Source organism: Bacillota bacterium, from assembly GCA_030705925.1.
In the GTDB taxonomy this organism is placed as follows: domain Bacteria; phylum Bacillota; class Clostridia; order Oscillospirales; family Feifaniaceae; genus JAUZPM01.
Window position 1 is genome coordinate 1 of record JAUZPM010000019.1, and the last position, 25,260, is coordinate 25,260.

General features: G+C 40.8%; 26 protein-coding genes. 11 read left to right on the forward strand and 15 right to left on the reverse strand.

The window, feature by feature from the left end; translation table 11 throughout:
* The 6 genes from Q8865_04415 to Q8865_04440 all read right to left on the reverse strand — a co-directional run.
* Positions 1-471 (reverse strand): ABC transporter permease (locus Q8865_04415; GenBank protein MDP4152675.1); only part of this gene is annotated, 471 nt, incomplete at its 3' end.
* The gene (locus tag Q8865_04420) at positions 468-1,535 is read right to left on the reverse strand and encodes an ATP-binding cassette domain-containing protein (protein ID MDP4152676.1); all 1,068 of its coding nucleotides are present in this window, start codon (positions 1,533-1,535) and stop codon (positions 468-470) included. The genes Q8865_04415 and Q8865_04420, both read right to left, overlap by 4 nt.
* A 209-nt stretch (positions 1,536-1,744) precedes the next feature.
* Positions 1,745-3,523, reverse strand: coding sequence for an aspartate--tRNA ligase (gene aspS, locus Q8865_04425; protein ID MDP4152677.1), 1,779 nt, complete (start codon positions 3,521-3,523; stop codon positions 1,745-1,747).
* Between the two features lie 3 nt (positions 3,524-3,526).
* Complete coding sequence (gene hisS, locus Q8865_04430; protein MDP4152678.1) at positions 3,527-4,795, reverse strand: histidine--tRNA ligase; 1,269 nt, start codon at positions 4,793-4,795, stop codon at positions 3,527-3,529.
* Positions 4,792-5,211: a methylglyoxal synthase gene (locus tag Q8865_04435; GenBank protein ID MDP4152679.1), complete on the reverse strand. Its 420-nt coding sequence runs from the start codon at positions 5,209-5,211 to the stop codon at positions 4,792-4,794. The genes hisS and Q8865_04435 overlap by 4 nt, the downstream gene beginning before the upstream one ends.
* A 14-nt stretch (positions 5,212-5,225) precedes the next feature.
* Positions 5,226-5,978, reverse strand: coding sequence for an AAA family ATPase (locus Q8865_04440; protein MDP4152680.1), 753 nt, complete (start codon positions 5,976-5,978; stop codon positions 5,226-5,228).
* Between the two features lie 200 nt (positions 5,979-6,178).
* Between Q8865_04440 and thrS the strand changes: the two genes are divergently transcribed.
* Positions 6,179-8,119, forward strand: coding sequence for a threonine--tRNA ligase (thrS, locus tag Q8865_04445; protein ID MDP4152681.1), 1,941 nt, complete (start codon positions 6,179-6,181; stop codon positions 8,117-8,119).
* Positions 8,120-8,207: 88 nt separating this feature from the next.
* On the forward strand, positions 8,208-8,897 hold the full coding sequence (gene sleB, locus Q8865_04450) for a spore cortex-lytic enzyme (GenBank protein ID MDP4152682.1): 690 nt from the start codon (positions 8,208-8,210) through the stop codon (positions 8,895-8,897).
* A gap of 37 nt (positions 8,898-8,934) precedes the next feature.
* On the opposite strand, the gene Q8865_04455 is transcribed toward sleB, so the two are convergent.
* The 9 genes from Q8865_04455 to Q8865_04495 form a co-directional block, all read right to left on the reverse strand.
* The gene (locus tag Q8865_04455) at positions 8,935-11,370 is read right to left on the reverse strand and encodes a homocysteine S-methyltransferase family protein (GenBank protein ID MDP4152683.1); all 2,436 of its coding nucleotides are present in this window, start codon (positions 11,368-11,370) and stop codon (positions 8,935-8,937) included.
* Positions 11,282-11,923 carry a vitamin B12 dependent-methionine synthase activation domain-containing protein gene (locus Q8865_04460; GenBank protein MDP4152684.1) on the reverse strand — a complete coding sequence of 214 codons (642 nt, stop codon included), beginning with the start codon at positions 11,921-11,923 and terminating at the stop codon, positions 11,282-11,284. Before Q8865_04460 ends, Q8865_04455 begins: the two co-directional genes overlap by 89 nt.
* A gap of 21 nt (positions 11,924-11,944) precedes the next feature.
* A complete protein-coding gene (gene metF, locus Q8865_04465) occupies positions 11,945-12,811 on the reverse strand; it encodes a methylenetetrahydrofolate reductase [NAD(P)H] (protein ID MDP4152685.1) in 867 nt (288 codons plus the stop codon).
* A gap of 116 nt (positions 12,812-12,927) precedes the next feature.
* Complete coding sequence (gene trxA, locus Q8865_04470; protein MDP4152686.1) at positions 12,928-13,233, reverse strand: thioredoxin; 306 nt, start codon at positions 13,231-13,233, stop codon at positions 12,928-12,930.
* 31 nt (positions 13,234-13,264) lie between these two features.
* Positions 13,265-13,546: a metalloregulator ArsR/SmtB family transcription factor gene (locus tag Q8865_04475; protein ID MDP4152687.1), complete on the reverse strand. Its 282-nt coding sequence runs from the start codon at positions 13,544-13,546 to the stop codon at positions 13,265-13,267.
* A gap of 379 nt (positions 13,547-13,925) precedes the next feature.
* Positions 13,926-15,203, reverse strand: a complete 1,278-nt coding sequence (gene serS / locus Q8865_04480) for a serine--tRNA ligase (protein ID MDP4152688.1) — start codon at positions 15,201-15,203, stop codon at positions 13,926-13,928.
* A gap of 23 nt (positions 15,204-15,226) precedes the next feature.
* A complete protein-coding gene (locus Q8865_04485; protein ID MDP4152689.1) occupies positions 15,227-15,742 on the reverse strand; it encodes a hypothetical protein in 516 nt (171 codons plus the stop codon).
* A 17-nt stretch (positions 15,743-15,759) separates the two neighbouring features.
* Positions 15,760-16,632, reverse strand: coding sequence for a ParB/RepB/Spo0J family partition protein (locus Q8865_04490; protein ID MDP4152690.1), 873 nt, complete (start codon positions 16,630-16,632; stop codon positions 15,760-15,762).
* A 9-nt stretch (positions 16,633-16,641) separates the two neighbouring features.
* The gene (locus Q8865_04495) at positions 16,642-17,412 is read right to left on the reverse strand and encodes an AAA family ATPase (GenBank protein MDP4152691.1); all 771 of its coding nucleotides are present in this window, start codon (positions 17,410-17,412) and stop codon (positions 16,642-16,644) included.
* A gap of 136 nt (positions 17,413-17,548) precedes the next feature.
* On the opposite strand from Q8865_04495, the gene Q8865_04500 reads away from it, so the two are divergent.
* From Q8865_04500 to mnmE, 9 genes are all read left to right on the forward strand, one after another.
* Positions 17,549-18,685 (forward strand): cysteine desulfurase family protein, encoded by a 1,137-nt coding sequence (locus tag Q8865_04500; GenBank protein ID MDP4152692.1) that lies wholly within the window; start codon positions 17,549-17,551, stop codon positions 18,683-18,685.
* 10 nt (positions 18,686-18,695) lie between these two features.
* Positions 18,696-19,889 carry a tRNA uracil 4-sulfurtransferase ThiI gene (gene thiI / locus Q8865_04505; protein MDP4152693.1) on the forward strand — a complete coding sequence of 398 codons (1,194 nt, stop codon included), beginning with the start codon at positions 18,696-18,698 and terminating at the stop codon, positions 19,887-19,889.
* A gap of 63 nt (positions 19,890-19,952) precedes the next feature.
* The gene (locus Q8865_04510; GenBank protein ID MDP4152694.1) at positions 19,953-21,206 is read left to right on the forward strand and encodes a competence/damage-inducible protein A; all 1,254 of its coding nucleotides are present in this window, start codon (positions 19,953-19,955) and stop codon (positions 21,204-21,206) included.
* 113 nt (positions 21,207-21,319) lie between these two features.
* On the forward strand, positions 21,320-21,454 hold the full coding sequence (rpmH, locus tag Q8865_04515; protein MDP4152695.1) for a 50S ribosomal protein L34: 135 nt from the start codon (positions 21,320-21,322) through the stop codon (positions 21,452-21,454).
* Between the two features lie 49 nt (positions 21,455-21,503).
* Entirely contained in the window at positions 21,504-21,887 is a 384-nt protein-coding gene (gene rnpA / locus Q8865_04520; GenBank protein ID MDP4152696.1) for a ribonuclease P protein component, read from the forward strand.
* Positions 21,850-22,077, forward strand: a complete 228-nt coding sequence (yidD, locus tag Q8865_04525; protein ID MDP4152697.1) for a membrane protein insertion efficiency factor YidD — start codon at positions 21,850-21,852, stop codon at positions 22,075-22,077. Before rnpA ends, yidD begins: the two co-directional genes overlap by 38 nt.
* 30 nt (positions 22,078-22,107) lie before the next feature.
* A complete protein-coding gene (locus Q8865_04530; GenBank protein ID MDP4152698.1) occupies positions 22,108-23,163 on the forward strand; it encodes a YidC/Oxa1 family membrane protein insertase in 1,056 nt (351 codons plus the stop codon).
* Complete coding sequence (gene jag, locus Q8865_04535) at positions 23,156-23,821, forward strand: RNA-binding cell elongation regulator Jag/EloR (GenBank protein ID MDP4152699.1); 666 nt, start codon at positions 23,156-23,158, stop codon at positions 23,819-23,821. The genes Q8865_04530 and jag overlap by 8 nt, the downstream gene beginning before the upstream one ends.
* A 62-nt stretch (positions 23,822-23,883) precedes the next feature.
* A complete protein-coding gene (mnmE, locus tag Q8865_04540) occupies positions 23,884-25,260 on the forward strand; it encodes a tRNA uridine-5-carboxymethylaminomethyl(34) synthesis GTPase MnmE (protein MDP4152700.1) in 1,377 nt (458 codons plus the stop codon).

Consider the following 25,260-nt stretch of genomic DNA (forward strand, 5'->3'; position numbering starts at 1 on the left):
AAGCTGGTTTTCTGTTAATGAAGAAATAAAAATCCCAATAGCCAGGAATGAGCTGGCAAGGAAAATTATAGCGAGATAGTTTCCTATAAGAAGACCAACATCTGGCTTGCCGTATATAAATGTTACTAATACGTAAAGCAACGTAGAAGATAACGCAATGAGGAAAAACACGAGCGCTGATAAAAATTTTCCGATTACTATCCCTGGAATGCTTACTGGGGAAGTAAGCAACAGTTGATCAGTTTTAAGCTTTTTTTCTTCGCTCATCAGCTTCATTGTTAAAATAGGAGCCATTATCATAAGCACCCATGCCATTATAAATTGAAATAAATCAGTCATACTGGTATAGGAATATTTCAAATTTGAAGTGCAAAATGTAAGGGCAGTTAAAATGCAAAATATGGACAATAAAATATAACCTATCGGGGATGTGAAATAGCTTTTTAATTCCCTTTTAAAAATCGCTCTCATTCTTTATCCTCTCCTTCCTCGGTTGTTTCTTCTTTTTCTTTTCCTTGAAGATTTTCTACTTTCAGATCGTCTTCTTGTTTCTTTGCATTATCTTTAGCCGGCGTTTCAGGCTTTTTACTTTCGGTAAAACCAGTTTCTGAGTTAACCAATTGTATAAATACATCTTCAAGAGACATGTCCATAGATTTGCTTCCGATCAAGTACCAGCCATGCTGTGCAATCATTTTAAATAAAGGCTTTCTGACATCGATATTTTCAACAGCCTCTATGATATAGTCATAGGCATCTGACTCTTTTTTACCAATGCATTCAGCATAGCGGATTCCATCAAGTGCCTTAAGAGCTTTTTGCACTTCGTCAACAGGACCGCAAATGCGTATCTGAAGCTTGCGTGAGTGATCCACCATATGTGACAGGTTTTCCGGGGTGTCGTTAGCAACTATACTGCCGTTATTTATAACGACTACCTTTTCGCAAACTGCCTGAACCTCAGGCAATATATGCGAACTAAGTATGATAGTGTGATTTCTTCCGAGGGATTTAATTAGGTTTCGTATTTCAATTATCTGCCGAGGATCCAGTCCGACGGTTGGCTCGTCCAGGATTAATACAGGTGGGTTGCCAAGCAATGCCTGGGCAACACCAACTCTCTGCTTATATCCTTTGGAAAGGTTTTTGATCATACGCTTATAAACATCATCAATTTTGACGAGTTTGCAAATCTCTTCAATGTGTGCTTTCTTAGGAAGCTTTACACCCTTCAAATCGAACACAAATGAAAGATACTCTTCAACAGTCATATCGAAATATAGAGGTGGCTGCTCTGGAAGATATCCGATTTTGCGCTTCGCCTCTAACGGATTCTCAAGTATATCAACTCCATCGATCTTAACGCTGCCTTCTGTCGCTGAGAGATAACCTGTTATTATGTTCATTGTGGTTGTTTTGCCCGCGCCGTTTGGACCTAGAAAGCCGAGTATTTCGCCTTCGTTAACATCAAACGATATGTCGTTAACCGCGAGCTTGTTCCCATACCGTTTCGTCAGATTTCTGACTTCAATCATTTGGTTCCTCCATGCACGCGCGGCACATACGGCAAAAATCCGCATGCAGCACGGGTACCGCTTTTTACGGCAAACGGTAGCCGAAATAAAAAAGTATGTATAATCAAGTTTCTGACAATCGGAAAGGGCAATTATTCAATTGCCCTTTAATTTTAGCTAAAACTATTGTATTTTATTTAGGTATAACATTTGTAAATAAACTGTAAAGTTTAGTCCTTAATTGCAATGCCAAGTTCTTCAAGCTGCTTTTCGTCGACTATATCGGGGCATCCGCTCATCGGCTCTGATGCGTTTTGAACTTTCGGGAATGCCATAACATCCCTAATTGTATCTTCGCCGCATATATACATCATGAGGCGGTCAAAACCATAGGCTAGTCCGCCATGAGGGGGTGTTCCGTATTTGAAAGCATCAATGAAGAATCCGAATTTTGCGCGCGCTTCCTCTTCAGTGAAGCCGATTGCTTTAAACATTCTAGCCTGAAGATCGCTGTTGTAAATTCTGAGGCTGCCCCCTCCGAGCTCAGTTCCGTTTAAAACAATATCGTAAGCTTTAGCCCTGACGGCTGCCGGATCAGATTCAATCAACCCGACGTCTTCATCCATAGGAGCGGTGAAAGGATGATGCTTTGCAGTAAAACGCCCTTCTTCCTCACTGTACTCAAGCATCGGAAATTCGACAACCCATAAAAAGCGATAATCATCTTTTTTCAGGATATTAAGCCTTTTCGCAACCTCACACCGGAGTGCCCCCAAAGCGTCAAACGTAACGCTGTCTTTATCTGCAACTATCAAGAGCAAGTCGCCCTTTTCTCCATCAAGAGCATTTATTAGCGCCTTGCCTTCTTCTTCGGTCATAAATTTCAAAAAGGATGATGTGGTTTCATCGCCCATTTTGACCCAAGCAAGACCCTTTGCCTTATAGGTCTTAACAAATTCGCCCAGGCTGTCAATTTCTTTTCTTGAAAACTTTCCAGCGCCTTGTTTTACATTAATACCGCGGACGGATCCACCGTTTTCTACGGCATCCTTAAACACTTTAAAACCGCAGTTTCTAACAGTTTCCGATATATTTCTTAGTTCAAATCCGAAACGGGTATCAGGCTTATCACTGCCATAACGTTCCATTGCATCCTTATAAGTAATTCGCGGAAACGGCGTGACAATGTCAACGCCCATCAACTCTTTCCAGAGGCGCTTTAAAAAGCCTTCATTAATTTCGATAATATCGTCTATCTCTACAAAAGACAGTTCCATATCAATCTGGGTAAATTCCGGCTGCCTGTCTGCGCGCAAGTCTTCATCACGAAAACAGTGTGCGATCTGAATGTAACGATCCATCCCAGCAAGCATTAAAAGCTGTTTATAAAGCTGAGGCGATTGAGGCAGCGCATAAAAGTGACCATGCTGTAATCTGCTTGGCACAAGGTAATCACGTGCGCCTTCAGGCGTGCTTTTAATAAGAGTAGGTGTTTCAATTTCGAGAAATCCGTTTTCATTAAAATAGTCGTGGATAATCTTTGCCGCATGGCTCCTCTTTATGATGTTTGCCTGTAGATCCGGACGCCTTAAATCGAGATATCTGTATCTGAGGCGCAAATCGTCATTTACCTTTGAATTTTCCACAATTTCAAAAGGTGTTGTTTCAGCCACTGACAATATCTTAAGTGAGGTTGCGAGCACTTCGATTTCGCCTGTTGCCATCTTTTTGTTTGCCATTCCTTCTGCACGGGCTCTGATTGTGCCTGTAACAGCAAGAACATATTCACTTCTTATCGGCTCAGCTTTTTTAAAAAGAGCATCATTATCAGCCTCGTCAAATACACACTGGATAATTCCGCTTCTATCTCTTAAATCAATAAAAATGAGCCCGCCTAGGTTACGCATCTTCTGCACAAACCCACATACCGTAACGGTCTCTTTCAAATTTTTTATATTATAATCTGTACAATAGCCAGTTCTTTTTGTTCCTTTAAATGATTCGGTCAACATTTAAGCTTCCTCCCCAGTCATTTCCCTTAGTAAATTGCCAAGTGCAATTTCCCTTGTTTCACCTGTAGACATATTTTTAATATTCGCTCTGCCGCTGTCGCACTCGTCGTCTCCAAGTACCATTGTATATGATGCGCAAATCTTATCTGCATATTTCATTTGAGCTTTAAGAGAACGCCCGACTAAGTCGTTTTCAGCATAAATACCGGCATTTCTTAAGTCTCTTGTAAGTCTAAGCGCTTCCGTCGACCCTTTGTTTCCAATAGAAGCAATATAAATAACGGGTCTCTTCAAGTCCGGAAAATCATATCCAAGCGCATCCATTGCAAGAAGCAGCCTGTCAAGCCCCATACCAAAGCCAAGTCCGGAAAGTTTTACCCCGCCTAGCTCTTGTATAAGTCCATCATACCTGCCACCGCCGCACACTGTGCCCTGTGCGCCAATGCTGTTCGATACGAATTCAAAAACTGTTTTGGTGTAATAGTCAAGCCCTCGTACAATAAACGGATCAACAGTAAAGCTAATACCAAGTGTATCAAGATTGCTTTTTAATTCTTCAAAATGCTTTTTGCATCCTTCGTCAAGGTAATCAAGAATAATAGGAGCATTGCTATTGATTTGCTGGCATTCAGGAGATTTGCAGTCAAGTATGCGCATCGGGTTTTTATCTAGGCGGCTTTTGCAGGTATCGCATAATAGATCCTTTTTTTCTTCAAAATAAGATCTAAGGGCAGCATAATAGTTCTGCCTGCATTCCGGGCAGCCAATAGAATTTATCCTAAGTGAAATATCTGTTAATCCAAATTTATTTAATATAGTTTGAGCAATATAAATAATTTCGGCATCAGCCGCCGCACTTTCCGCACCGAAAACCTCGACGCCAAACTGGTGGAATTCACGCAGGCGACCAGCTTGAGGCTTTTCATATCGAAAACAGTTTGTAAAATAATATAGTTTTTGGGGCATGGCTTCTGAATAAAGCCCATTTTCCAAGAGCGCCCTGGCAACAGATGCTGTCCCCTCGGGCCGGAGCGTTATACTTCTTTCACCCTTATCTAAAAAAGTGTACATCTCTTTTTGAACAACATCAGTGGTTCCCCCCACACCGCGTTCAAAAAGCTCTGTGTGCTCAAACGTTGGAGTTCGGATCTCGCCGAAGCCGCACCGCTCTGCAATATCGCTTATGATAAGTTCAATATGCTGCCACTTTACAGCCTCACTTGGAAGTATATCCTTAGTGCCTTTAGGCATTTTAGTAATTAGGTTCAAAGCGTCTCCCTCTTCTTTTTAGGATTGACAATATCTCGCCATTCAAAATCGCCCCTCTGCAGTCCCTGAATAAGAACTTCAGCGGTAGCGACATTAGTTGCAATAGGAATATTGTTTGTATCACATAACTTAATAATATTTTCAACATCCGCCTGCAGCGAATCATCCGCTAAAGGATCTCTGAAAAATATAACAAGGTCTATTTCGTTATACGCGATCCTTGCTCCGATCTGCTGCGTTCCGCCGCTGCGTCCTGCCATAAAACAGAATATATCAAGTCCTGTCGACTCAGCAACAAGACGTCCGGTTGTAGCCGTGGCACACAGCGAATGCTGGTTTAAAATGCCGCAGTATGCTATGCAGAACTGGATCAACAGCTCTTTCTTCTTATCGTGAGCAATCAGTGCAATATTCATAACCTACTCCTTTATCACCAGAATTTTGTTAAGGTGCGATGCATACCAGTTAGACGAGCAGCCATATCACAAAGCTGTTGCCGCAAGCGACTGCCCTGAGCGGAATAAACCGAAATCCCATTGTTTTGCCAGCCCGGAACTTTATTGTCAGCCGGAACAAGTCCTATTAACGGAAGCCCTACTGAATCAATTATTTCATCTATATTTGGCGCAGAATGGTTTTGTATTTGAGCGGGATTTACCATATTTACGACAAGATAGGCTGGAATATCCTTACTTGCCAGAACTTCAGCAGTCCTTTCAGCGTCGCGCATAGCGGCTCTGTGCGGTGTAGTAACAATGCAAACAACATCAGAGTTGAGCGCAAAAAGCTCAAATGACTTTCCTAGCCCAGCAGCGGTATCGAAGATCAATATATCATAGCGTGATTTTAAAATTTTAAGAAATTCACGCATAAAAACGGAATCAATTTTTTCAGAATTGGTTTTTGAAAGTGTTGCCGGCATGTACCAAAGATTTTCACAGAATCCGCTTGCACAGATAGTATCTTCAAGTCTACAGCGTTCTTCGATCACATCATCAAGATCAAATATTCCGCCATCCTTGACATTGAGCATTAAGTCAAGATTTCTAAAGGCAAGGTCGGCATCAACAGCAAGCGTTTTTTTACCGAGGTGCGCAAACGCCTCAGCAAGTCCCGCCGATACCGTTGTTTTACCAACGCCCCCCTTGCCGGATGCAATCGCAATAAATTTTACGTCAGGCATATGCACACCGCCTGTCCATCAAAAAATCCTATATAGTTTATGATAACAAAAAACACGATCTTTGTAAAGGCGTTTTGTGCAAACTGCCGTATCAATTTAGCGGATTGTCCTCGTTTTGTATTGACACACTAATTATATAAGCTTAAAATAAAAATAATAATTTGTAGAAAGTGTGCCGGTTGCGCACGCAGGAGGATATTATGATTCACATTACATTAAAGGACGGCGCAGTAAAAGAGTTTGAAAAAGGCACGTCCGCTTTAGAAATTGCAAAATCACTTAGTGAAGGACTTGCAAGGGCTGCCCTTGCTGTTGATATTGACGGCGATGTTAAAGATATTCGAACTCCAGTAAACTCTGACTGTAATCTCAACTTTTTAACTTTCGATGATGAAGGCGGCAAGAAAACATATTGGCATACGACTTCGCATATTTTGGCTCAGGCTGTAAAAAGGTTGTATCCAAATACTAAACTTGCGATAGGTCCTTCAATCGACAGTGGATTTTATTATGATTTTGATACAGATATAGCTTTTACGCCTGAAATCATGGCTAAAATTGAAGCTGAAATGAAAAAAATCATTAAAGAAAATCTGCCGATCGAGCGTTTCGAACTGCCGCGTGACGAGGCAGTGAAGTTTATGAAAGAGAAAAATGAACCCTATAAAGTCCAACTTATAGAAGAGCTTCCCGAAGGCGAAGTCATATCTTTTTATAAACAGGGTGAATATACTGATCTTTGTGCAGGCCCACACTTGCTATCTACAGGTAAAATAAAAGCTTATAAGCTTACCCAATGCACCGGAGCATATTGGAAGGGCGATGCCAAAAACAAAATGCTTCAGCGAATATACGGAACCGCTTTTACCAAAGCTGTGGACCTTGAAGAGCATCTGGCAAGAATCGAGGAAGCAAAAAAACGCGATCACAATAAGCTTGGACGCGAACTTGAACTGTTTACCACAGTTGATTATATAGGTCAGGGGCTTCCCATCCTTATGCCAAAGGGCGCAAAAGTTGTTCAGCTGTTACAGCGTTTTGTTGAAGACGAAGAGGAAAGACGCGGTTATCAGCTGACCAAAACCCCGTTTTTAGCAAAAAGTGATTTTTATAAAATCTCGGGACACTGGGATCACTACCGTGAGGGTATGTTTGTTCTGGGCAACGAAGAAACTGATAAAGAAGTATTTGCTCTCCGTCCAATGACCTGCCCGTTCCAATTTCAGGTTTATCTTGCAGCAATGCGAAGCTATCGTGATCTTCCCATGCGTTTAAATGAAACTTCAACGCTGTTCCGCAATGAATCCTCAGGTGAGATGCACGGACTTATCCGTGTACGCCAATTTACTATATCAGAGGGTCATCTTGCCTGCCGTCCTGATCAGCTTGAGGAAGAGTTTAAGGGCTGTGTCGACCTTGCGCTATTTATGTTAAAAACACTCGGACTTGACTCAGATGTATCTTACCGTTTCTCAAAATGGGATGAAAACAACAAAGAAAAGTATATCGGTTCACCAGAAGAATGGGAAAGCGTTCAAGATACCATGAGGGGCATTTTGAATCATCTTGGCATCAAATATACGGAAGCTTCCGGCGAGGCTGCATTTTATGGCCCTAAGCTTGATATCCAAATCAAAAACGTCTATGGTAAAGAAGATACCCTTATTACTGTACAGATCGATTTTCAGCTTGCAAAGCGTTTTGAGATGGTTTACATTGATGAAGACGGCAAAAAGAAATATCCTTATGTAATACACAGAACTTCAATCGGTTGTTACGAGAGAACGCTGGCACTCTTAATTGAAAAATATGCCGGTGCCTTCCCGACATGGCTCGCCCCGATTCAAGTCAAAGTACTTCCTATTTCTGAGAAAATGATTGATTATGCAAAATCAGTTTCTGACAAGCTTAAAAGTCTTGGTATCAGAACTGAACTCGATGATCGCAGTGAAAAGATAGGATATAAAATCAGAAGCGCTCAGCTTGAGAAAGTTCCATACATGCTTGTCGTTGGTGAGAAAGAGGCTCAGGAAGGTTTAGTCGCAGTAAGAAATAGAAAAAGCGGCGATTTGGGTACAATGACACTTGACGAATTTACTGCCAAAATCAAGCAAGAAATTGACTCGAAGGATATTGGCTAACCAAAACATGCCAATAGACTAATAATAACAATAAAGAATAAAAACTCCTCTCCTGTTTAAAAATATGTATACAGGGAGGAGTTTCTCTATGTTTAGCAATGTAAAAAAAGCAAAAGCTGTTTACAGATTTATTATTTTTGTACTTCTTAATATAGCTGTTATTTTATTTGCTCGATATATGGCAAATACGAATGCTGTTGATACAGCACTTAGGACCGGCTCAAGCGGGGAACAAGTAAGGCAAGTGCAGACGAGGCTTCGCAATTGGGGCTACTATAAGGGTGCTGTCGATGGCATATATGGTTCAAAAACCAGGAGTGCGGTTATCTACTTTCAAAAGAAAAATGGTCTAACGCCTGACGGGATAGTTGGCAAGCAAACTTTTTACGCTCTTGGTATAAACGCTAATACTGGTTCTACATCATCAAACAATAATATCAATTTACTTGCTAAAATTATATCCGCGGAAGCACGGGGAGAACCATATAGAGGGCAGGTCGCTGTCGGCGCAGTTATAATGAACCGCGTGGATCACCCTTCTTTCCCGAATACCCTTGCAGGGGTTATATACCAACCGGGAGCTTTTACTGCTATCGTAGATGGACAAATCAACGTAGCAGTTACAGAAAGTGCTTACCGAGCAGCGCGCGACGCACTTAACGGGGTTGATCCGACTTATGGATGTATTTATTATTACAATCCTGCAACAGCAACGAATTCATGGATACGCAGCCGGCCGATCGTTACAAGAATCGGTAAACACGTATTCTGCAGATAAAAAAAGAGTCTTTCAATTGAAAGGCTCTTTCCTTTTTTTAATTAAAAACTGACTCTGTTATTTTAACCGCATCCATTGCATCTTTTGCATAAAAATCTGCGCCAACCATATCTGCATATTCGGGTGTAAGAACTGCTCCTCCTACCATTGTTTTGCATGGGATTTTATAAATGTGCAACGATTCTATTGTTTCCTTCATGCTTTTAACCGTTGTTGTCATTAGGGCGCTGAGACCTATAAGACGTATATCGTTCTTTTTTGCCTCATCTATAATAGTGCTGATTTCAACATCTTTTCCCAGATCTATTACTTCATAATTGTAACTTTGCAGCAGCATTTTAACGATATTTTTCCCGATATCATGTATATCACCTTTTACAGTAGCAAGAATAACCTTGCCTTTAGAAGTGCCGCATTCTGCAAGATTCATATTATCACGTATTATTTCAAAAGCGTTTTTAACCGTTTCAGCTGACCGGATAAGCTGGGGCAAAAACAGCTCGCCCTTTTCAAAAGCGCTGCCAACATGATTTAGTGCCGGAACAAAAATTTTGTTAATTATATCGAGCGGAGCATCAGTTTTTAATAGTTCTCTTACCGCTTTTTGCGCTTCATCTTTTCTCCCCTGCAATATTATGTCATATAAACTTATATTAGAAAGCATTTCAGTTTTTATTAATGCATTATTTTCTCCGGAATATTTATTTATAAAAGACGCTGCATCTTTATCCTCATAATTTAAGACGCGAAATGTGTCGATCACTGACATTATTTCAGAAGAAAGAGGATTTATAATCGGAGCATCAAGTCCCGCGCCTAAAGCTGCGGCTAAAAAGGTGCTGTTGATTAGCGGCCTTGAGGGAAGCCCGAAAGATACGTTGCTCACGCCGAGGACTGTAAGTACTCCCAGTTTCTGTTTTACAAGTTTTATCGCCTTTAGGGTCTCCATTACCTGAGATTGCTGTGCGCTTGCGGTCAAAACCAGACAGTCAATGACGATGCTGTCTTTTGGTATGCCATATTCAGCTGCTGTACTTATAATATTTTCAGCAATCTTTAAACGTCCCTCTGCGGTTTCGGGAATTCCTTTTTCATCAAGTGTAAGACCAACAACCATTGTGCCATATTTTTTAACAATCGGGAAAACCCTCTCCATAACTGCCTTTTTGCCGTTTACTGAATTGATTATGGGGCGACCCCTGCATACTCGAACGCCAGCCTCTATTGTATTAATATCAGAGCTGTCTATCTGCAAAGGAAGTGACGAAACTGCCTGTATTTCCTTTACAGCGTGCTTCATCGTTTCAGGTTCATTGATCTCAGGAAGCCCGACATTGACATCGAGAACATTTGCCCCTGCGTTTGTTTGATTAATAGCTTCATTAGCGATATAGTCAAAATCGTTTTCTTTTAACGCCTGTTTTAGTTTCTTTTTGCCTGTTGGATTAATACGCTCTCCAATTACAGTTGTTTTACCGCTTAATAAAACTGTTTTCAGTGATGATGTTACAGCAGGAATAAGATTTTTTTTGATTTTTGCAGGTTTTCGGTTTGTAAGAGCGGCCAAATCCGCTATGAACTGAGAAGTTGTCCCACAGCAGCCGCCTACCATAGAAACGCCATTATCTATCATTATGCTTATATAAGATGCAAACTCCTCTGGTGATATATCGTAAACTGTATGTTCGTTTTCATTTCGCGGGATACCTGCATTTGGCTGAACAATGACCGGCACGTTCGCATATTTTAAAATCGTATCTACTACAGGAAGCATCTCTTTAGGCCCCAGCGAACAATTGACCCCGACTGCATCAATACCAAGTGAACAGAGCGATATTGTAGCTGTTACAGCATCAGTTCCGATAAAAGTTCTTCCACCCTCTTCATAAGACATTGTACAGATTACAGGCAGATCGCTGTTCTCCTTAGCGGCAAGAATTGCGGCCTTTGCCTCAAGTATGTCTGATTGTGTTTCTATAATTATAAGGTCTGCCCCTGCCGCGGCTCCAGCGGTAACCTGTTCTGAAAATAATTTATATGCCCGTTCAAAAGTCAGCGTACCCATTGGCTCTAAAAGCTCACCCAACGGCCCAATATCAAGAGCAACGTACTTTGCCCCGCTTTTTTTTGCACATTGGACAGCTGATGTGATGACCTTTTCTACAGACAGATTCTCAATAGAAAGCTTTAATGCGTTGGCGCCAAAGGTATTAGTTGTAACTACATCGCTTCCCGCCTTTATATATTCCTGATGAATATGGGTTACAACCTCAGGATGTGTTATATTAAACTTTTCAGGAAGTTCCCCTGTCTTAAGTCCGTTCTGCTGAAGCATGGTTCCCATTGCCCCGTCAAATAGAACTATTTTGTTGTTTAGGAATTCTCTAAACTCCACAGATTTTACCTTCCTTTCTATAGGTACAACTGTTCCGCCTTGAACATATTTCACAGCCGCCTGCAGAAATTTTTTCATTAAATATACCAATAAAAGCTGTTACAGACTTTCTTGGGGTAAGAATGCAGCTTTCATTTGCATAAAGACCGATTAGTCTTCCCGCATTTAATATATCTAATATTTTTCTTTGTATATCAAGCGGAGTATCTCCATACCCTGGACTGTAGCGATAACCTGTAAACAGCCCTTCATTACTGACCTGTTTTTCAACCTCGTCGCTTATTTCATCGCATAATTTCTCTACCAGTGCAGTTGCCGATGCGTCAAAAACAACCGCTTTGGCAAGATCAGTATGCTGAAGCTCCAATATCTTTGTATCAACAGCTAAACCTAATGTTGCTGCAAGAACCGCACATTTTCCAGCTTTAGCTATATAATATTTTAAATCTTTACCGGGAAGCAATAATTCTGTGCCTGACAGCATTAGTTCTCCACCGTTGCCTATAATATCAAACATTCTCCATACTTTCTTGGGTTTTGATATCTTTCGGCATTCATCTATACACTCATCTACCATAAGTGATATTTCCGGGGAAAGGTTGCCCTTTTTATATCCAAGGTATCTAAGCACTTCTTCTTTTAAATATAATATTTAAATCACCTCCCTGACTTTTTGCATGCATTCTTTAGCTATATCCGGCTGATTCATCGTATATATATGTACCCCAGGAACTCCATGTTCGCAAAGGTCTAGAAGCTGATTTACTGCATGGTCTATTCCGGCTTTTTTTAGGCTTACTGGATCACTTTCATATTTGTTTAATAGTCTAACGATACCGGAAGGAAGCGAGACTCCGCACATAAATATCATTTTTTCAATCTGACTGCGACTCAGAATCGGCATGACACCAGCTGAAACCGGTATATTAATACCCTTTTTCAAGGCTTTATCATAAAAGTTGTAAAAATAATCATTATCAAAAAACAGCTGTGTCACAAGAAACTCGGCGCCTGCGTCTACCTTTTCTTTAAGATGATCGAGGCTGAGGTCAAGATTATCACAGGCAATATGTCCTTCAGGGTATGCTGCTGCCCCTATGCAAAAAGTAGGGTACTTTTCTTTAATATAACTTATGAGATCTTTAGCAAAGCGGAATTGCCCTAATGGATCAGTGTTGCCGGCAGGAATATCCCCACGCAGAGACATTATATTATCGACACCATTTTGCAGGAGGCTTTCTGCAAAACGATCTATATCATCTTCTTCGGCTTTTATACATGTCAGATGCGCCATTGATTCGATACCGTATACTTTTTTAATATCTGAGGCGATTTGAACAGTTTTTTCACTGTTTCCGCTTCCTCCGGCACTATATGTCACGCTGATAAAATCAGGAGCCAAATTTTTAATTTCTCGCAGCGTATCGTAAAGTGTAGTTACTCCGCTGTCCTTTTTTGGTGGGAAAATCTCAAGAGATACTACCGTTTTCTTCTGCTTATAAAGCTCGTTGATTCTCATTGCAGCCTCCGTTTTTAAAATAAATAATATTATAATACATAAAAATAAATATGTAAAATAAATATTAAAATAAATGCTCTCCATCATATAAGGAGAGCATTTATTTTAATAAAAAATCATGAGTTTACAAGATTGTCTATTTTTGCGTTTATTTCATTTTCAGGTATATATCCTACTGTTTTTTGTTTTGGCTCTCCGCTTTTGAAATACATTAATGTAGGAATGCTCATAATTCCATACTTCATTGCAATCTCCCCAAAATTATCAACGTTGATTTTTACAACGTCCACCTCAGTTTCCCTGTTCGTTGCAATATTCTCTAAAATAGGAGCAATCATTTTACACGGCCCGCACCAGTCAGCGTAAAAATCCACCACTACTGGTTTATTGTTGTTAAAAACTTCCTTATCTAATTCGTCAATATTGTTTACTTATTTCATTTTCCTACCTCCGTTATTTTTCCACTATTAAGGATATAAGCGACTCAAGGTGTTTGCAGTCTATACAGTAACAACGCATAAGCTTATCTCGCTCACAGTTTATTATCCCCGCATTGCGTAAGACTGATAAATGTTTTGATACAGTCGGCTGTGGTATATCAAGCTGCCTGCATAAGTCAGTGACATTAATCTTATTATCTTGCCTAAGTAGATCAAGTATCATCAACCTGACAGGATGTGCAAGAGCCTTTAATATTTCAGCACGCTTTTCATATTTTTGATAACTTTCATTCACCTTATAGCCCCCTATATTCCTTTATGGGAATATTGTAATATACTATTGGCGCTTTGTCAATATATTTAACAATATAAGCATATACTATTTTTTATAAAAATATTAATAAAAAAACAGCGGAAATAAAATCCGCTGTCAGACTGTCGAAAAAGTACGCGCACCGCAAAAGCGATTACATATAGATCAAAAGACAAATTGAAGTTTCGAGTCTTTAAGCGCGCTCCACAGGTACGGTTTGTAAACGCAAAATGGCGTAAGCGTCCCCGTACCGGGGGCACTTTTGCTTACTTCAGAACAGGCGCCCTGCTGTATCTACATACAGCGACGAGCGCCTGTTCTTTGTATGCCTGCCCTTTTCGAGCGTCTGTCAGCTTATAACTTATTTTATAACTTTCATTCCGCCCATGTATGGAACCAATACATCAGGAACTGTAACGCTGCCGTCTGCATTCTGGTAATTTTCAATGATTGCCGCAACTGTGCGCCCAACAGCAACACCCGAACCATTTAATGTATGAACAAATTCAGCTTTTGATGTTGGCGTTTCTTTAAATCTAATTCCTGCTCTTCTTGCCTGAAAATCTTCAAAATTCGAGCATGAAGAAATTTCAACATAGCGATTGTATGATGGCATCCAAACTTCGATATCATAAGTCATAGCGGATGAAAAACCAAGATCCCCGCTGCAAAGCCTTACCACTCTATACGGTAGTCCCAGCGCTTGCAAAACGCTTTCCGCGTCATTAGTTAAAGATTCAAGCTCCTGGTATGAAGTTTCCGGAGAAACGAATTTAACAAGTTCAACTTTATTGAATTGATGCTGCCTTATAAGTCCTCGTGTATCTTTTCCGGCACTTCCCGCTTCAGCTCTGAAACATGCTGAATAAGCGCAATATTTAATTGGTAAAACTGATTTATCTAATATATCATCCCTATGCATATTTGTAACAGGGACTTCTGCAGTAGGAATAAGAAAATAGTCCATATTTGCAAGTTTGAAAGCATCTTCTTCAAATTTCGGGAGCTGACCTGTACCAGTCATAGAAGCTCTGTTTACCATATATGGCGGAAAAATCTCAGTATAACCATTTTTCTCAGTGTGATGATTTAAAAAGAAGCTGTATATTGAACGTTCAAGTCTCGCGCCTGCACCCCTATAAAAATGAAAACGTGCTCCAGTAACTTTTGCGGCGGTTTCAGGATCAAGGATTTTAAGAGCCTTTCCAATATCCCAGTGGGCAAGCGGTGTGAAATCAAAATCTCGTGGAGTTCCCCACTTACGAAGCTCTAAATTTTCATCACTGTCTTTTCCGTAAGGAACTTTTTCGTTAGGCAGATTGGGAATGCAGAGTATCAGCTTTTCGATTCTATTATCTAAATCCTTTATCTTTTCGTCATCTGATTTTATCGTTTCGCTGAGCTTTTTCATTTCCTGCATTACGCTGTCTACATCTTTTCCCTCTTTTTTATACTGAGGGATGAGCTTTGAAACCCTATTTTGCTCAGCCTTTAACTGATCATTTTTAAAAATCAAATCTCTGCGGGCTGCATCCAGTTCAAGTATTTCGTCAATCTCAGCAGAATAATCTTTCTGGCGGCTTGCAAGGCGAGCTTTTACCTTAGCTGGCTCTGCTTTAATCATTTTTATGTCTAACATGAAGACACTCCTCCCAAAATGCTTTATCTTTTGATCTTTTTATCAAGCTCTTCGAATAATTTCAGAGCATTTCCGGTAAGCTTTGCTTTATCAATTCCGTTAAGCAGTTCTCTTGCTGCCTTGTTTTTTCCAACCAAATTCAGGCGACGTGCCTCAAGAAGCGACTCATACAAAGAAATTGTTTCGTTAGCCGAAGCACTGTCTGCTGTCATAGAATCTGCTTGAGTTTGAAGCTGTTTATTTTGCGCCTGAAGATCATCATAGGATTTCTGAAGTGCTAGATAATTCTCCTGCAAGTCCTTTAGCGCAGAAGAATTCGTAGTAAGGGTTGTTTTTGTTTTTTCAAGTTCTTCCTGATACTTTTGCTGGCTTGACTGCATTTCTCTCATGTTTCGCTGCTGAATAAGCCCTGAAAAAATGATTAGAACAATAACTATAGCAAAAAAAACGATAATATATATCTGCAGATCACGCTTTGTTTTTTTCGTGCGTTTTTCTTCAAGTTCTTTTTCCTGCATTGATTGATTATTACTTTCCATTCTTTACTACCCTTATATTATAATTCAATTTCAATTCCTAATGTATGAAGAAGTTCTTCTAAATCATCATTACTGTAATATTCAATTTCCATTATGCCCTTATTTTTACTTTTTGCCTGAAGTTTTACCTTTCTCTTTAATACACTCCCGAGCTGTTTTTCAAGCTCTTCAGTCACAAACGTTTCCATTGCCGGCTTATTGTTTGAAGGCGGCTTTTGCCCTTTTGCCATTTGCCTTGCAATTCGCTCTGCATCCCGGACAGATAATCCCTCCCGTTCTATCCTTGCAGCAAGAGCCTCCATATCTGATGGATCCTTGAGCGATAGAAGCGCCCTTGCGTGTCCCGCAGAAACAGAGCCGCGTGATATCATATCCAGAACTTTATCAGGAAGTGTAAGCAGGCGCAGCGCATTTGCAACTGCAGGTCGGGACTTACTGACCCTTGCGGCTATTTCCTCCTGTGTAAGACCATATTTTTTTTGTAAAACGGCATAGCCGCGGCTTTCCTCAAGCGGGTTTAAATCCTCACGCTGAAGATTTTCTATCAGTGCAACTTCCATGATTTTGTCTTCAGCCAAATCACTAATAACCGCAGGAATCTCCTTAAGACCGGCTAGCTTCGCTGCTCTCCATCGCCTTTCACCGGCAATAATCTGATAGCGGCCATTTATTTCACGAACCAAAATTGGCTGAAGTACACCGTTAGCAGCAATTGAGTTTGATAATTCCGTCAGTTGTTCATTATCGAAAACTTTTCTTGGCTGATCACGATTTGGTTCTATATCTGAAATTCTTATTTCCTTGACCATTCCTTTTTCAGTTGGAAATTCAGCGCCGTTTTCCTCAAAAATTGCGCTTACTCCCCTTCCAAGCCCCTTTTTGACCGCCATTCACTCACCTTACTTTCTGTTCTTTCTTATAAACTCTGCCGCAAGTTCAGTATAACTTTCGGCACCTTTTGAGTATTTATCAAAATAGATTACAGGCATACCATAACTCGGCGCCTCGCTTAAGCGTACATTGCGAGGTATGGCTGTTTTAAACACTTTTCCAGGGAAAAATTTTTTTATCTCGCCTGCAACCTGAAGCGTCAGATTAAGCCTTCCGTCGTACATAGTAAGCAAAACCCCCTCGATATCGAGTGTGGGGTTGTAAAGTTTCTTAATACGTCTCACCGTATTCATAAGCTGTGAAAGTCCCTCAAGTGCAAAAAATTCACATTGAATAGGAACAAGAACCGAATCAGCCGCCGTAAGGGCATTTATTGTTATAAGATTTAATGAAGGCGGACAATCTATAAAAATGAAGTCATATGCTTCTTTAATTTTTTCTAAAGCATGCTTTAAAACAGATTCACGTCCGGAAATTTCAGCAAGTTCGATTTCAGCGGCTGCAAGATCGACATTGGAAGTCAATATGCTGACATTTTTAAAGTTAGTTCGCTGAATTGCTGATTCGATTTCAGCCTCTCCGGTGAGTACGCTGTATGTAGTCTTTTGTTCAGCGCTTTTCTTAAAATAGCCGTAAGCGCTGGTGGTATTACCCTGCGGGTCGGCATCTATTAGAAGCACTTTTTTCCCCGCTGCGCCGCATGCTGCTGCCAAATTAACAGTTGTTGTCGTTTTACCTACTCCGCCCTTCTGATTTGCAACTGCCACTGTTTTTGTCACCAGCATATCACCGCCCCTAATCATTATCTAAAGTATTATAAATCAAAACAGTGAAAAAAACAACACGCAGAATTGAATAAAAATAGCAAACGGTATATAATACTGGTAATCGATCGTAAAAAAGGATGTACATTAAATGATTTATCTTGATAACGCTGCGACGTCACGCCCAAGTGCAACTGCAATCAAGGCAGCAAATGAAATGTTCGAGAAGCTATACGGAAATCCTTCCTCCCTGCATAAAGCCGGTCACGATGCGGAAAAGGCGGTAGAACAGGCTCGAAGGTTTATTGCAGAAGCAATTTCTGCACAGCCTGAAGAAATTTTATTTACCTCAGGAGGCACAGAGGCTAATAACCTGGCAATCATTGGGGCAGCAAGGGCTCATAAGCGTAGTGGTAATCGGATAATCACATCAGACAGCGAACATCCCTCTGTGCTGCGCTGCTTTAAAGCTCTTGAAGATGAAGGCTTTGAGGTGGTTTACATTCCGACAGTTGAGGGCACAATTAACATGGAGAAACTCGCAAATGCTGTTGATGATAATACAATTTTAATAAGTATTATGCTGGTCAATAATGAGACAGGGGCAATTAACCCGGTTCATCTTATTCGCGGAGTTTGCAGAAGTAAAAAAGTATCTCCAATTATACATGCCGACGCAGTGCAGGCGACAGGAAAACTTTCCTATTCAGTTTCAGCGCTTAACGTAGACCTTTTGTCAATGTCTGCACATAAATTTCACGGAATTAAAGGTGCTGGAGCACTTTATATAAAAAAGGGAATAAACCTTTTGCCGGTAATGTATGGAGGCGGTCAGGAAAAAGGCCTTCGTAGCGGAACGGAAAACACACCGGCTATTGCGGCAATGGGTGCCGCAATACATGAAATAATGCCGAGCATAAAAGAACGTTATAAACGAGTTTCTGAGCTTCGCAAATATATTACCGATAGACTCAAAGACCTTAATATTATAGTTAACAGCCCTGATAATGGGTTACCTTATATTCTTAATATCTCACTGCCTGGGCTTAAGAGTGAAACTGTTCTGCATTTTCTTGAAAGCAAAGATATTTACGTCTCTACCACATCTGCATGCTCCTCACGAAAAGGTGCTGAAAGTTATGTGTTAAAGGCAATGGGACTTAGCAAAGAAAGAATTGAGAGTGCGGTTAGGGTCAGTTTCAGCGACGATACAACTTTGGAAGAAGCCGATATACTTATAGAGACACTAAAAGAATGTATAAAAGAATTAAAATCAAAAAGTAATTAATGGGGTAAACATGAAAGAGATTTTGCTTGCAAAATATGGGGAGATTGTTCTTAAAGGACTCAACAGATCGTACTTTGAGTCCGTTCTGATAAAAAATGTTAAACACGCTTTAAATGGCATCGGGTCTTTTCATATATATGCAATACAATCAACGCTATATATTATACCTAAAAATATCGAAGATTCAGGTCCTTTTGAGGAAAATATCATAACAAAAGCCCAGTCACGCCTGAAAAAAGTGTTTGGCATTGCAACAGTTGTCACAGCAGCTGAAACAGAAAAGGATATGGAAAGCATCGTTAGGACTGCCGTCAGCTATTTAAACGAGCGTCTTTCTTCTGTAAAAACTTTTAAAGTTGAGGCAAAACGCAGTGATAAGCACTTCTATTTGAAATCACCTGAAATATGCCGTGACGTAGGCGCCGCTCTTCTTGAAGCATTCCCCAATTTAACCGTGGATGTACACAACCCCGAAATCCAAGTTGTTGTTGAAATAAGGGATAAAGCGGCATATGTTCACGCAGGCGGAGTGCCAGGGGCAGGGGGCATGCCGGCGGGCACCTCGGGAAAAGGTGTTTTGATGCTGTCTGGAGGAATAGACAGCCCCATAGCAGGTTATCTTATGGCACGCAGGGGCATGGCTCTTACAGCAGTATATTTTTCCACTCCTCCGTATACCTCTGACCGCGCAACGGATAAAGTGGCTAGACTTGCGCAGCGTGTAGCATCATATGCCGGACCTTTTGATCTTGTTGTAGTTCCTTTTACGGATATTCAGATGCAGATTAATGCAAAGTGTCCGGAGAATCTGTTTACGCTTGTAATGCGCAGATGTATGATCCGTATTTCTCAGCTGATCTGTGAAAAACGGGGCGGCGGCGCCATCGTTACAGGCGAAAGCCTAGCTCAGGTTGCAAGCCAGACATTGCCGGCTATAGCGGCAACGGACGATGCTGTATCCTTACCGGTATTCCGTCCTTTAATTGGACTTGACAAAGAGGATATAATTACCTTCGCGCGCAAAATAGATACTTTTGATATATCAATTGAACCATATGAGGATTGCTGCGCATTGTTTTCTCCGAAGCACCCAAAAACTAACCCTAATTTAACAGAGGTTAGAGAAGCAGAGCAAATGGTGGGTGCAGATGCTATGTTTGAAGAAGCCATATTAAATGCAAAAATAATCAGAATAAATCCATAAATGAATTTGGGGCGCCGCTTGCCCTAAAAGCGGAGACCGTGGTAACGGTAAATGGAGCATTATATGAAAGCTGAAATTATTAATGTAGGAACCGAGCTTTTGCTTGGAAATATTGTGAACACAAATGCGCAGCATATTGCGCTGGGACTCAAGGATCTTGGAATCGACTGTTATTATCAGACTGTTGTCGGCGATAACGGACCTAGACTTAAGGAAATTCTGGCGCTTGCTCTATCTCGCAGCGATATCGTAATCCTCACCGGGGGACTGGGACCGACTTATGACGATATGACGAAACAAACTGTGGCGGAAGCGCTTAATCGAAAGCTTGTGATAGATGAGCAAAGCATGAATCATGTTCGTGAATATTATGGACGTGCCGGAAAGGAAATAACCGAAAACAGCCTGCATCAGGCACAAATGCCGGAAGGAGCTGTCGTATTTGAAAATGAATGGGGCAGTGCGAACGCTCTTGCCATTGAAAACGAGGGAAAAACAGTCATTTTACTTCCTGGACCGCCACGTGAAATGTGTCCTCTGTTTGATAATTATGTATCACCATATTTACAAAAAAAGTCCAACAGTGTCATCGTAAAACGCAGCGTCCGTATATTCGGGATTTGGGAGGCAACTGTAGACGATAAATTGTCGGATCTTCTTCAAAACAGCAAAAACCCAACTGTAGCTCCTTATGTAAAAGAAGGGGAAATGCAACTTCAGGTAACAGCAAAAGCACCGACAAAAGAAGAAGCTTTTAAAATGACCGAGGAACCTATAAAGATAATAAGCAGGACTCTGTCAAATTACGTATACGGCGTCGATGTCGATAGTCTTGAGGAAACCGTCGTTAAGCTATTGAAAGAAAAGCATATGACATTGGCGACTGCTGAATCGTGTACAGGTGGGCTTTTAGCTAAACGTATCACCGACATTGCAGGAGCTTCTGATGTTTTTGAGTATGGATTCATAACTTATGCAAACAAGGCAAAAATAAGAGAACTAGGGGTGAAGCCTGAAACTCTTGAAGAATATGGTGCGGTGAGCGCCCAGACTGCAATTGAGATGGCTGACGGCGTACGAAATGTAACAGGTGCTGATATAGGCGTTTCCATAACTGGAATAGCGGGACCTGGCGGAGGAACTGAAGAAAAACCAGTAGGTCTTGTTTTCATTGGTTTATCAACCAAAAATTTCAGCCATACAAAAGAAATTCATATTTATCGTTCTACTGCAGACAGAAGTTTTCGCCGTACTTTAGCAGCCTCAAATGCACTTGATCTTGTCCGCCGCGCTTTATGCGATATGCCAATAACGTAAAATTTTAGTTGACAATTATATATATAATGGATATAATATTCTTTGCCGTATACGCGGTTGTCCAAGTATTTGATTAATAATAAAATGATATACAGCGCGAAAGGAGGGTTTGTATGCTTAGAACATACCAGCCTAAAAAAAGACACAGAGCCAAGGTACACGGGTTTAGAAAAAGAATGCACACAGCAGGCGGAAGAAACGTACTGGCGCGCAGAAGAGCAAGAGGAAGAGCAAGATTATCACACTAAGACTGAGACCCACTCGGTCTTTTTGCTTAATATCCACCTTTAAGAATTTATGAAGAAAACAGCAGCAATCAAAAAAAACTTTGAATTTAAAAGAGCGTATCGAAGGGGCAAAAGTATCGTTGGCCCGTTTGTTGCCGTATATGCATATAAAACGCGCGGCAAAGCCGGTCGCCTTGGCCTTACAGTCAGTAAAAAACTTGGCGGTGCGGTTGAACGTAACAGAGCAAAACGTTTGATGCGCGAGGCATATAGATTATTGGAGAATGAAATAAATCCTGGTTTTGATATTATTCTAGTAGCTCGGACCCGGTGTGTCACAGCCGGGTGTGACCAAGTGCTGCGGTCACTTAGAAAGATGTTTTCGGAAATCGGCGTAATTACAAAGGGCGAAAAGAATGAAAAAATTGATGATAGCGCTGATCCTGTTTTATAAAAAACAGATATCGCCCTTTTTGCCTTCATCTTGCCGTTATGTTCCATCCTGTTCACAATATGCTATTGAGGCAATCGAAACCCATGGCGTATTTAAGGGTGGGGTTTTGGCTTTGTGGCGCATTCTTAGGTGCAATCCATTCGGAAAGGGCGGCTTTGATCCTGTTCCGCCTCGAAAGCAGCACAGATAATTAAAATCGATATAACCGTTGGAGGTTTATATGAAAAATATCTTCGACCTGATTTTGGTTCAGCCATTAGGGTTCGTTTTACGTATATGTTATCAAGTATTCGGATCATATGGACTAGCTATCATAGCATTTACGATTATAGTTAGACTTCTTCTTATACCTCTTGGAGTTAAACAGCAAAAAAGCACGCTTCGCCAGATTAAAATAAAGCCGAAAGAAGATTTGATCCGCAAAAGGTATGCTAATGATAAAAACCTTTTAAACCAGAAAATCATGGAGTTGTATCAAAAGGAAGGGCACAATCCAGCGGCAGGCTGTCTTCCTCTTGTAATACAAATGCCAATAATATATGTATTGTATATTATAATTACTCGACCGCTGAGTTATATTTTGCAATTACCGTCGGATACTATAAATAAATTATCACAAGCGCTAAATATCACAAAGGCTGCAAGCAGATATAATGAAGTAAGTATCGCTCAAGCCATGTTGAATAAAAAGGATTTAGTTGCAAATATATTGCCTGCAGGCACAAAAATAATTAATTTAAACTTTCTTGGATTTAATCTTGGTGACAGTCCAAATTTCCATTCTCCTTATACATTGATTATTCCAATTCTTGCCGGTCTCACTGCTTATTTGTCGGGTGTTGTATCACAGGCATCCAGTAAATATGTCAGTGCTGGCGCGCAAGCAAATTCCACCATGAAAATGATGAACATCACCATGCCTTTAGTATCGCTTTGGTTTACTTATCAAGTTCCTATTGGCGTTGGAATTTACTGGTCTATATCTAGTTTAATGGCTGCATTCCAAACGCTGCTCCTCAATAAACTTTACAGCCCTGCAAAAGCAGCTGCCGATGCACAGGCTGAACTGCAACGAGCAGTCGAGGCAAGAAAACGCAGAAAGGCTGAACAGGCAGCAAAAAAATCCGCTGAAATAGAAGCACGTACGCTGGCTGAAAAAAATGATCGAAGAAAAAAAGCCGGGTTGCCTCCTCTGCAGTCGCTGAATGACAGCAATGAAAGTACAGGCGAGGTTGATGAACAAGATTCTGCAGAACAGGAGGAAGAAAATGAATAAAGAATACATTTTCACAGGCAAAACAATTGACGACGCAATTAATGCCGGCTGCTCAGAACTCAAGGTTGATCGTGACAATGTCACAGTTGAAGTTATCGAAACTCCGTCAAAATCTTTTTTGGGACTTATATCTACGAATGCTAAAGTAAAGCTAATAATATCTGAGCCAGATGGTGCAGCTGATATCTGTAAAAATTTCTTACATGAAGTGTTGAATATTATGCAGGTTGATGCAGAAATCGAAACAAAAACAGCAGAAGACGGGGTCAACATTGAACTAAAAGGTGAAAAAATGGGCATCGTCATTGGGCGGCGCGGAGAAACCCTTGATGCATTACAGTATCTGACAAGCCTTGTTGTTAATAAAAACAGCAGTGAGTATGTAAAGGTTGCAATAGATACTGAAAATTACCGTCAAAAGCGAGAAGATTCTCTTTCTGCTCTGGCTAAAAAAGTTGCTGCAAGAGTTGAAAAATACAAGAAGAGCGTTACATTAGAGCCAATGAATCCCTATGAACGCAGAATAATCCATTCAACTCTTCAGGATAGTAAAAATATCACTACCTCGTCCGTGGGTGTTGATCCTAACAGAAGAGTCGTTGTTAAATATAACGGACCGGATTTTCCCAAAAAGTTTAAAAGACAGCCTAATAGATAAACTTAACGGGGGTGGATGGATCTGCCCCCGTTCTTATTGATTTAATACCGGGAGGGATAATATTGTCGGAAGCGGTTACTGTTGCTGCAATATCTACTGCTTTAGTAAATGCCGCTATCGGAGTTGTACGATTGACAGGAACAGACGCTATTAAAATAGCTGGCAAAGCATTTCACCCCAAAAGCGGGAAATTGCTTACCGAATATGCCGCAAACAGCGCTGTTTTTGGAAGTGTAACCGATAAAAGCGGAGAACGTATTGATGATGCTGTCTGCTCAATATTCCGTGAGCCATACTCATATACCGGTGAGAATGTGGCTGAAATTTCCTGTCACGGTAATGTGCTTTTGCTTACTCGTGTGCTTAACAGACTTATAGAATGCGGCGCATATCCGGCTGAGCGCGGGGAATTCACTAAACGGGCTTTCTTAAACGGAAAAATGGATCTTTCACAAAGTGAAGCAGTTATAGATATAATCGGAGCTAAAAGCTCTTTAGGCGCAAAGGAAGCTTTTTCACAGGCTTCAGGTTCTCTGCGCAGACGCATTACAAAACTGCGCGGCCAGCTTGCAGATATAGACGCCTCTATTATGGCGTTTGTCGATTTTTCTTCAGAGGGAATCGAAGAGCCTGATGTATTATCAACAGCAAATGATCTTAATAAAATAATAGCAGATATAGATGAGCTGATCGAATCATATAATACCGGCAGGATAATTAAGGACGGCATCCCAACCGCGATATGCGGCAGACCAAACGTTGGGAAATCGTCTTTACTAAATATGCTGTCTGGAACTGAGAAAAGTATTGTAACGGAAATTGCCGGAACAACGCGGGATATCATTTCTGAATCAGTTGAAGTGGGCGGTATACTGTTTAATATCAGCGATACCGCAGGTATCCGTGAATCAAATGAGACTGTTGAAAAAATAGGCGTTGAGCGCGCGAAAAACGCAATTTTAAATTCAGAGCTTGTTATATGTGTTTTTGACCGGACAGCGCCGCTTACCGATGAGGATTTTGACATTATAAAATTAACCGCTGACAAGAAGTGTATTGCGGTTATAAATAAATCCGACTTGCCAGATGCTTTAGATAGGGAAATAATTCATAAGCATTTTAATAATGTAATTGAAATAAGCGCCAAGACAGGCGAGGGAGCAGATAAACTTTCTAAAAAACTTGTTAAAACTGCTGTCGGTGAAATATCTTTTGATTATAGTGAACCGCACCTGACAAATATTAGACATAAAAATGCGGTTTTAAAAGCTAGAGAAGCGGTTTTAAGAGCAAAGGATGCCCTGCTTTCCGGCATTCCGGCGGAGATTGCGGAACTGGATGTACGCGATGCACTTTCTTCTCTTGGACTTATAACAGGAGATACTGTTACTGATGATATTATAGACAGGATTTTTGAAAACTTTTGTGTGGGGAAATAG

Bases quoted from the DNA above. Each gene is read 5' to 3' on its own strand.
- rpmH (MDP4152695.1), top strand. From the start codon at position 21,320: ATGCTTAGAACATACCAGCCTAAAAAAAGACACAGAGCCAAGGTACAC.
- thrS (MDP4152681.1), top strand. From the start codon at position 6,179: ATGATTCACATTACATTAAAGGACGGCGCAGTAAAAGAGTTTGAAAAA.
- Q8865_04530 (MDP4152698.1), top strand. From the start codon at position 22,108: ATGAAAAATATCTTCGACCTGATTTTGGTTCAGCCATTAGGGTTCGTT.
- Q8865_04485 (MDP4152689.1), bottom strand. From the start codon at position 15,742: ATGGAAAGTAATAATCAATCAATGCAGGAAAAAGAACTTGAAGAAAAA.
- sleB (MDP4152682.1), top strand. From the start codon at position 8,208: ATGTTTAGCAATGTAAAAAAAGCAAAAGCTGTTTACAGATTTATTATT.
- metF (MDP4152685.1), bottom strand. From the start codon at position 12,811: ATGAGAATCAACGAGCTTTATAAGCAGAAGAAAACGGTAGTATCTCTT.
- Q8865_04435 (MDP4152679.1), bottom strand. From the start codon at position 5,211: ATGAATATTGCACTGATTGCTCACGATAAGAAGAAAGAGCTGTTGATC.
- rnpA (MDP4152696.1), top strand. From the start codon at position 21,504: ATGAAGAAAACAGCAGCAATCAAAAAAAACTTTGAATTTAAAAGAGCG.
- jag (MDP4152699.1), top strand. From the start codon at position 23,156: ATGAATAAAGAATACATTTTCACAGGCAAAACAATTGACGACGCAATT.
- Q8865_04455 (MDP4152683.1), bottom strand. From the start codon at position 11,370: ATGAAAAAATTTCTGCAGGCGGCTGTGAAATATGTTCAAGGCGGAACA.
- Q8865_04420 (MDP4152676.1), bottom strand. From the start codon at position 1,535: ATGATTGAAGTCAGAAATCTGACGAAACGGTATGGGAACAAGCTCGCG.
- serS (MDP4152688.1), bottom strand. From the start codon at position 15,203: ATGTTAGACATAAAAATGATTAAAGCAGAGCCAGCTAAGGTAAAAGCT.
- Q8865_04500 (MDP4152692.1), top strand. From the start codon at position 17,549: ATGATTTATCTTGATAACGCTGCGACGTCACGCCCAAGTGCAACTGCA.
- thiI (MDP4152693.1), top strand. From the start codon at position 18,696: ATGAAAGAGATTTTGCTTGCAAAATATGGGGAGATTGTTCTTAAAGGA.
- Q8865_04510 (MDP4152694.1), top strand. From the start codon at position 19,953: ATGAAAGCTGAAATTATTAATGTAGGAACCGAGCTTTTGCTTGGAAAT.
- Q8865_04440 (MDP4152680.1), bottom strand. From the start codon at position 5,978: ATGCCTGACGTAAAATTTATTGCGATTGCATCCGGCAAGGGGGGCGTT.
- Q8865_04490 (MDP4152690.1), bottom strand. From the start codon at position 16,632: ATGGCGGTCAAAAAGGGGCTTGGAAGGGGAGTAAGCGCAATTTTTGAG.
- yidD (MDP4152697.1), top strand. From the start codon at position 21,850: ATGAAAAAATTGATGATAGCGCTGATCCTGTTTTATAAAAAACAGATA.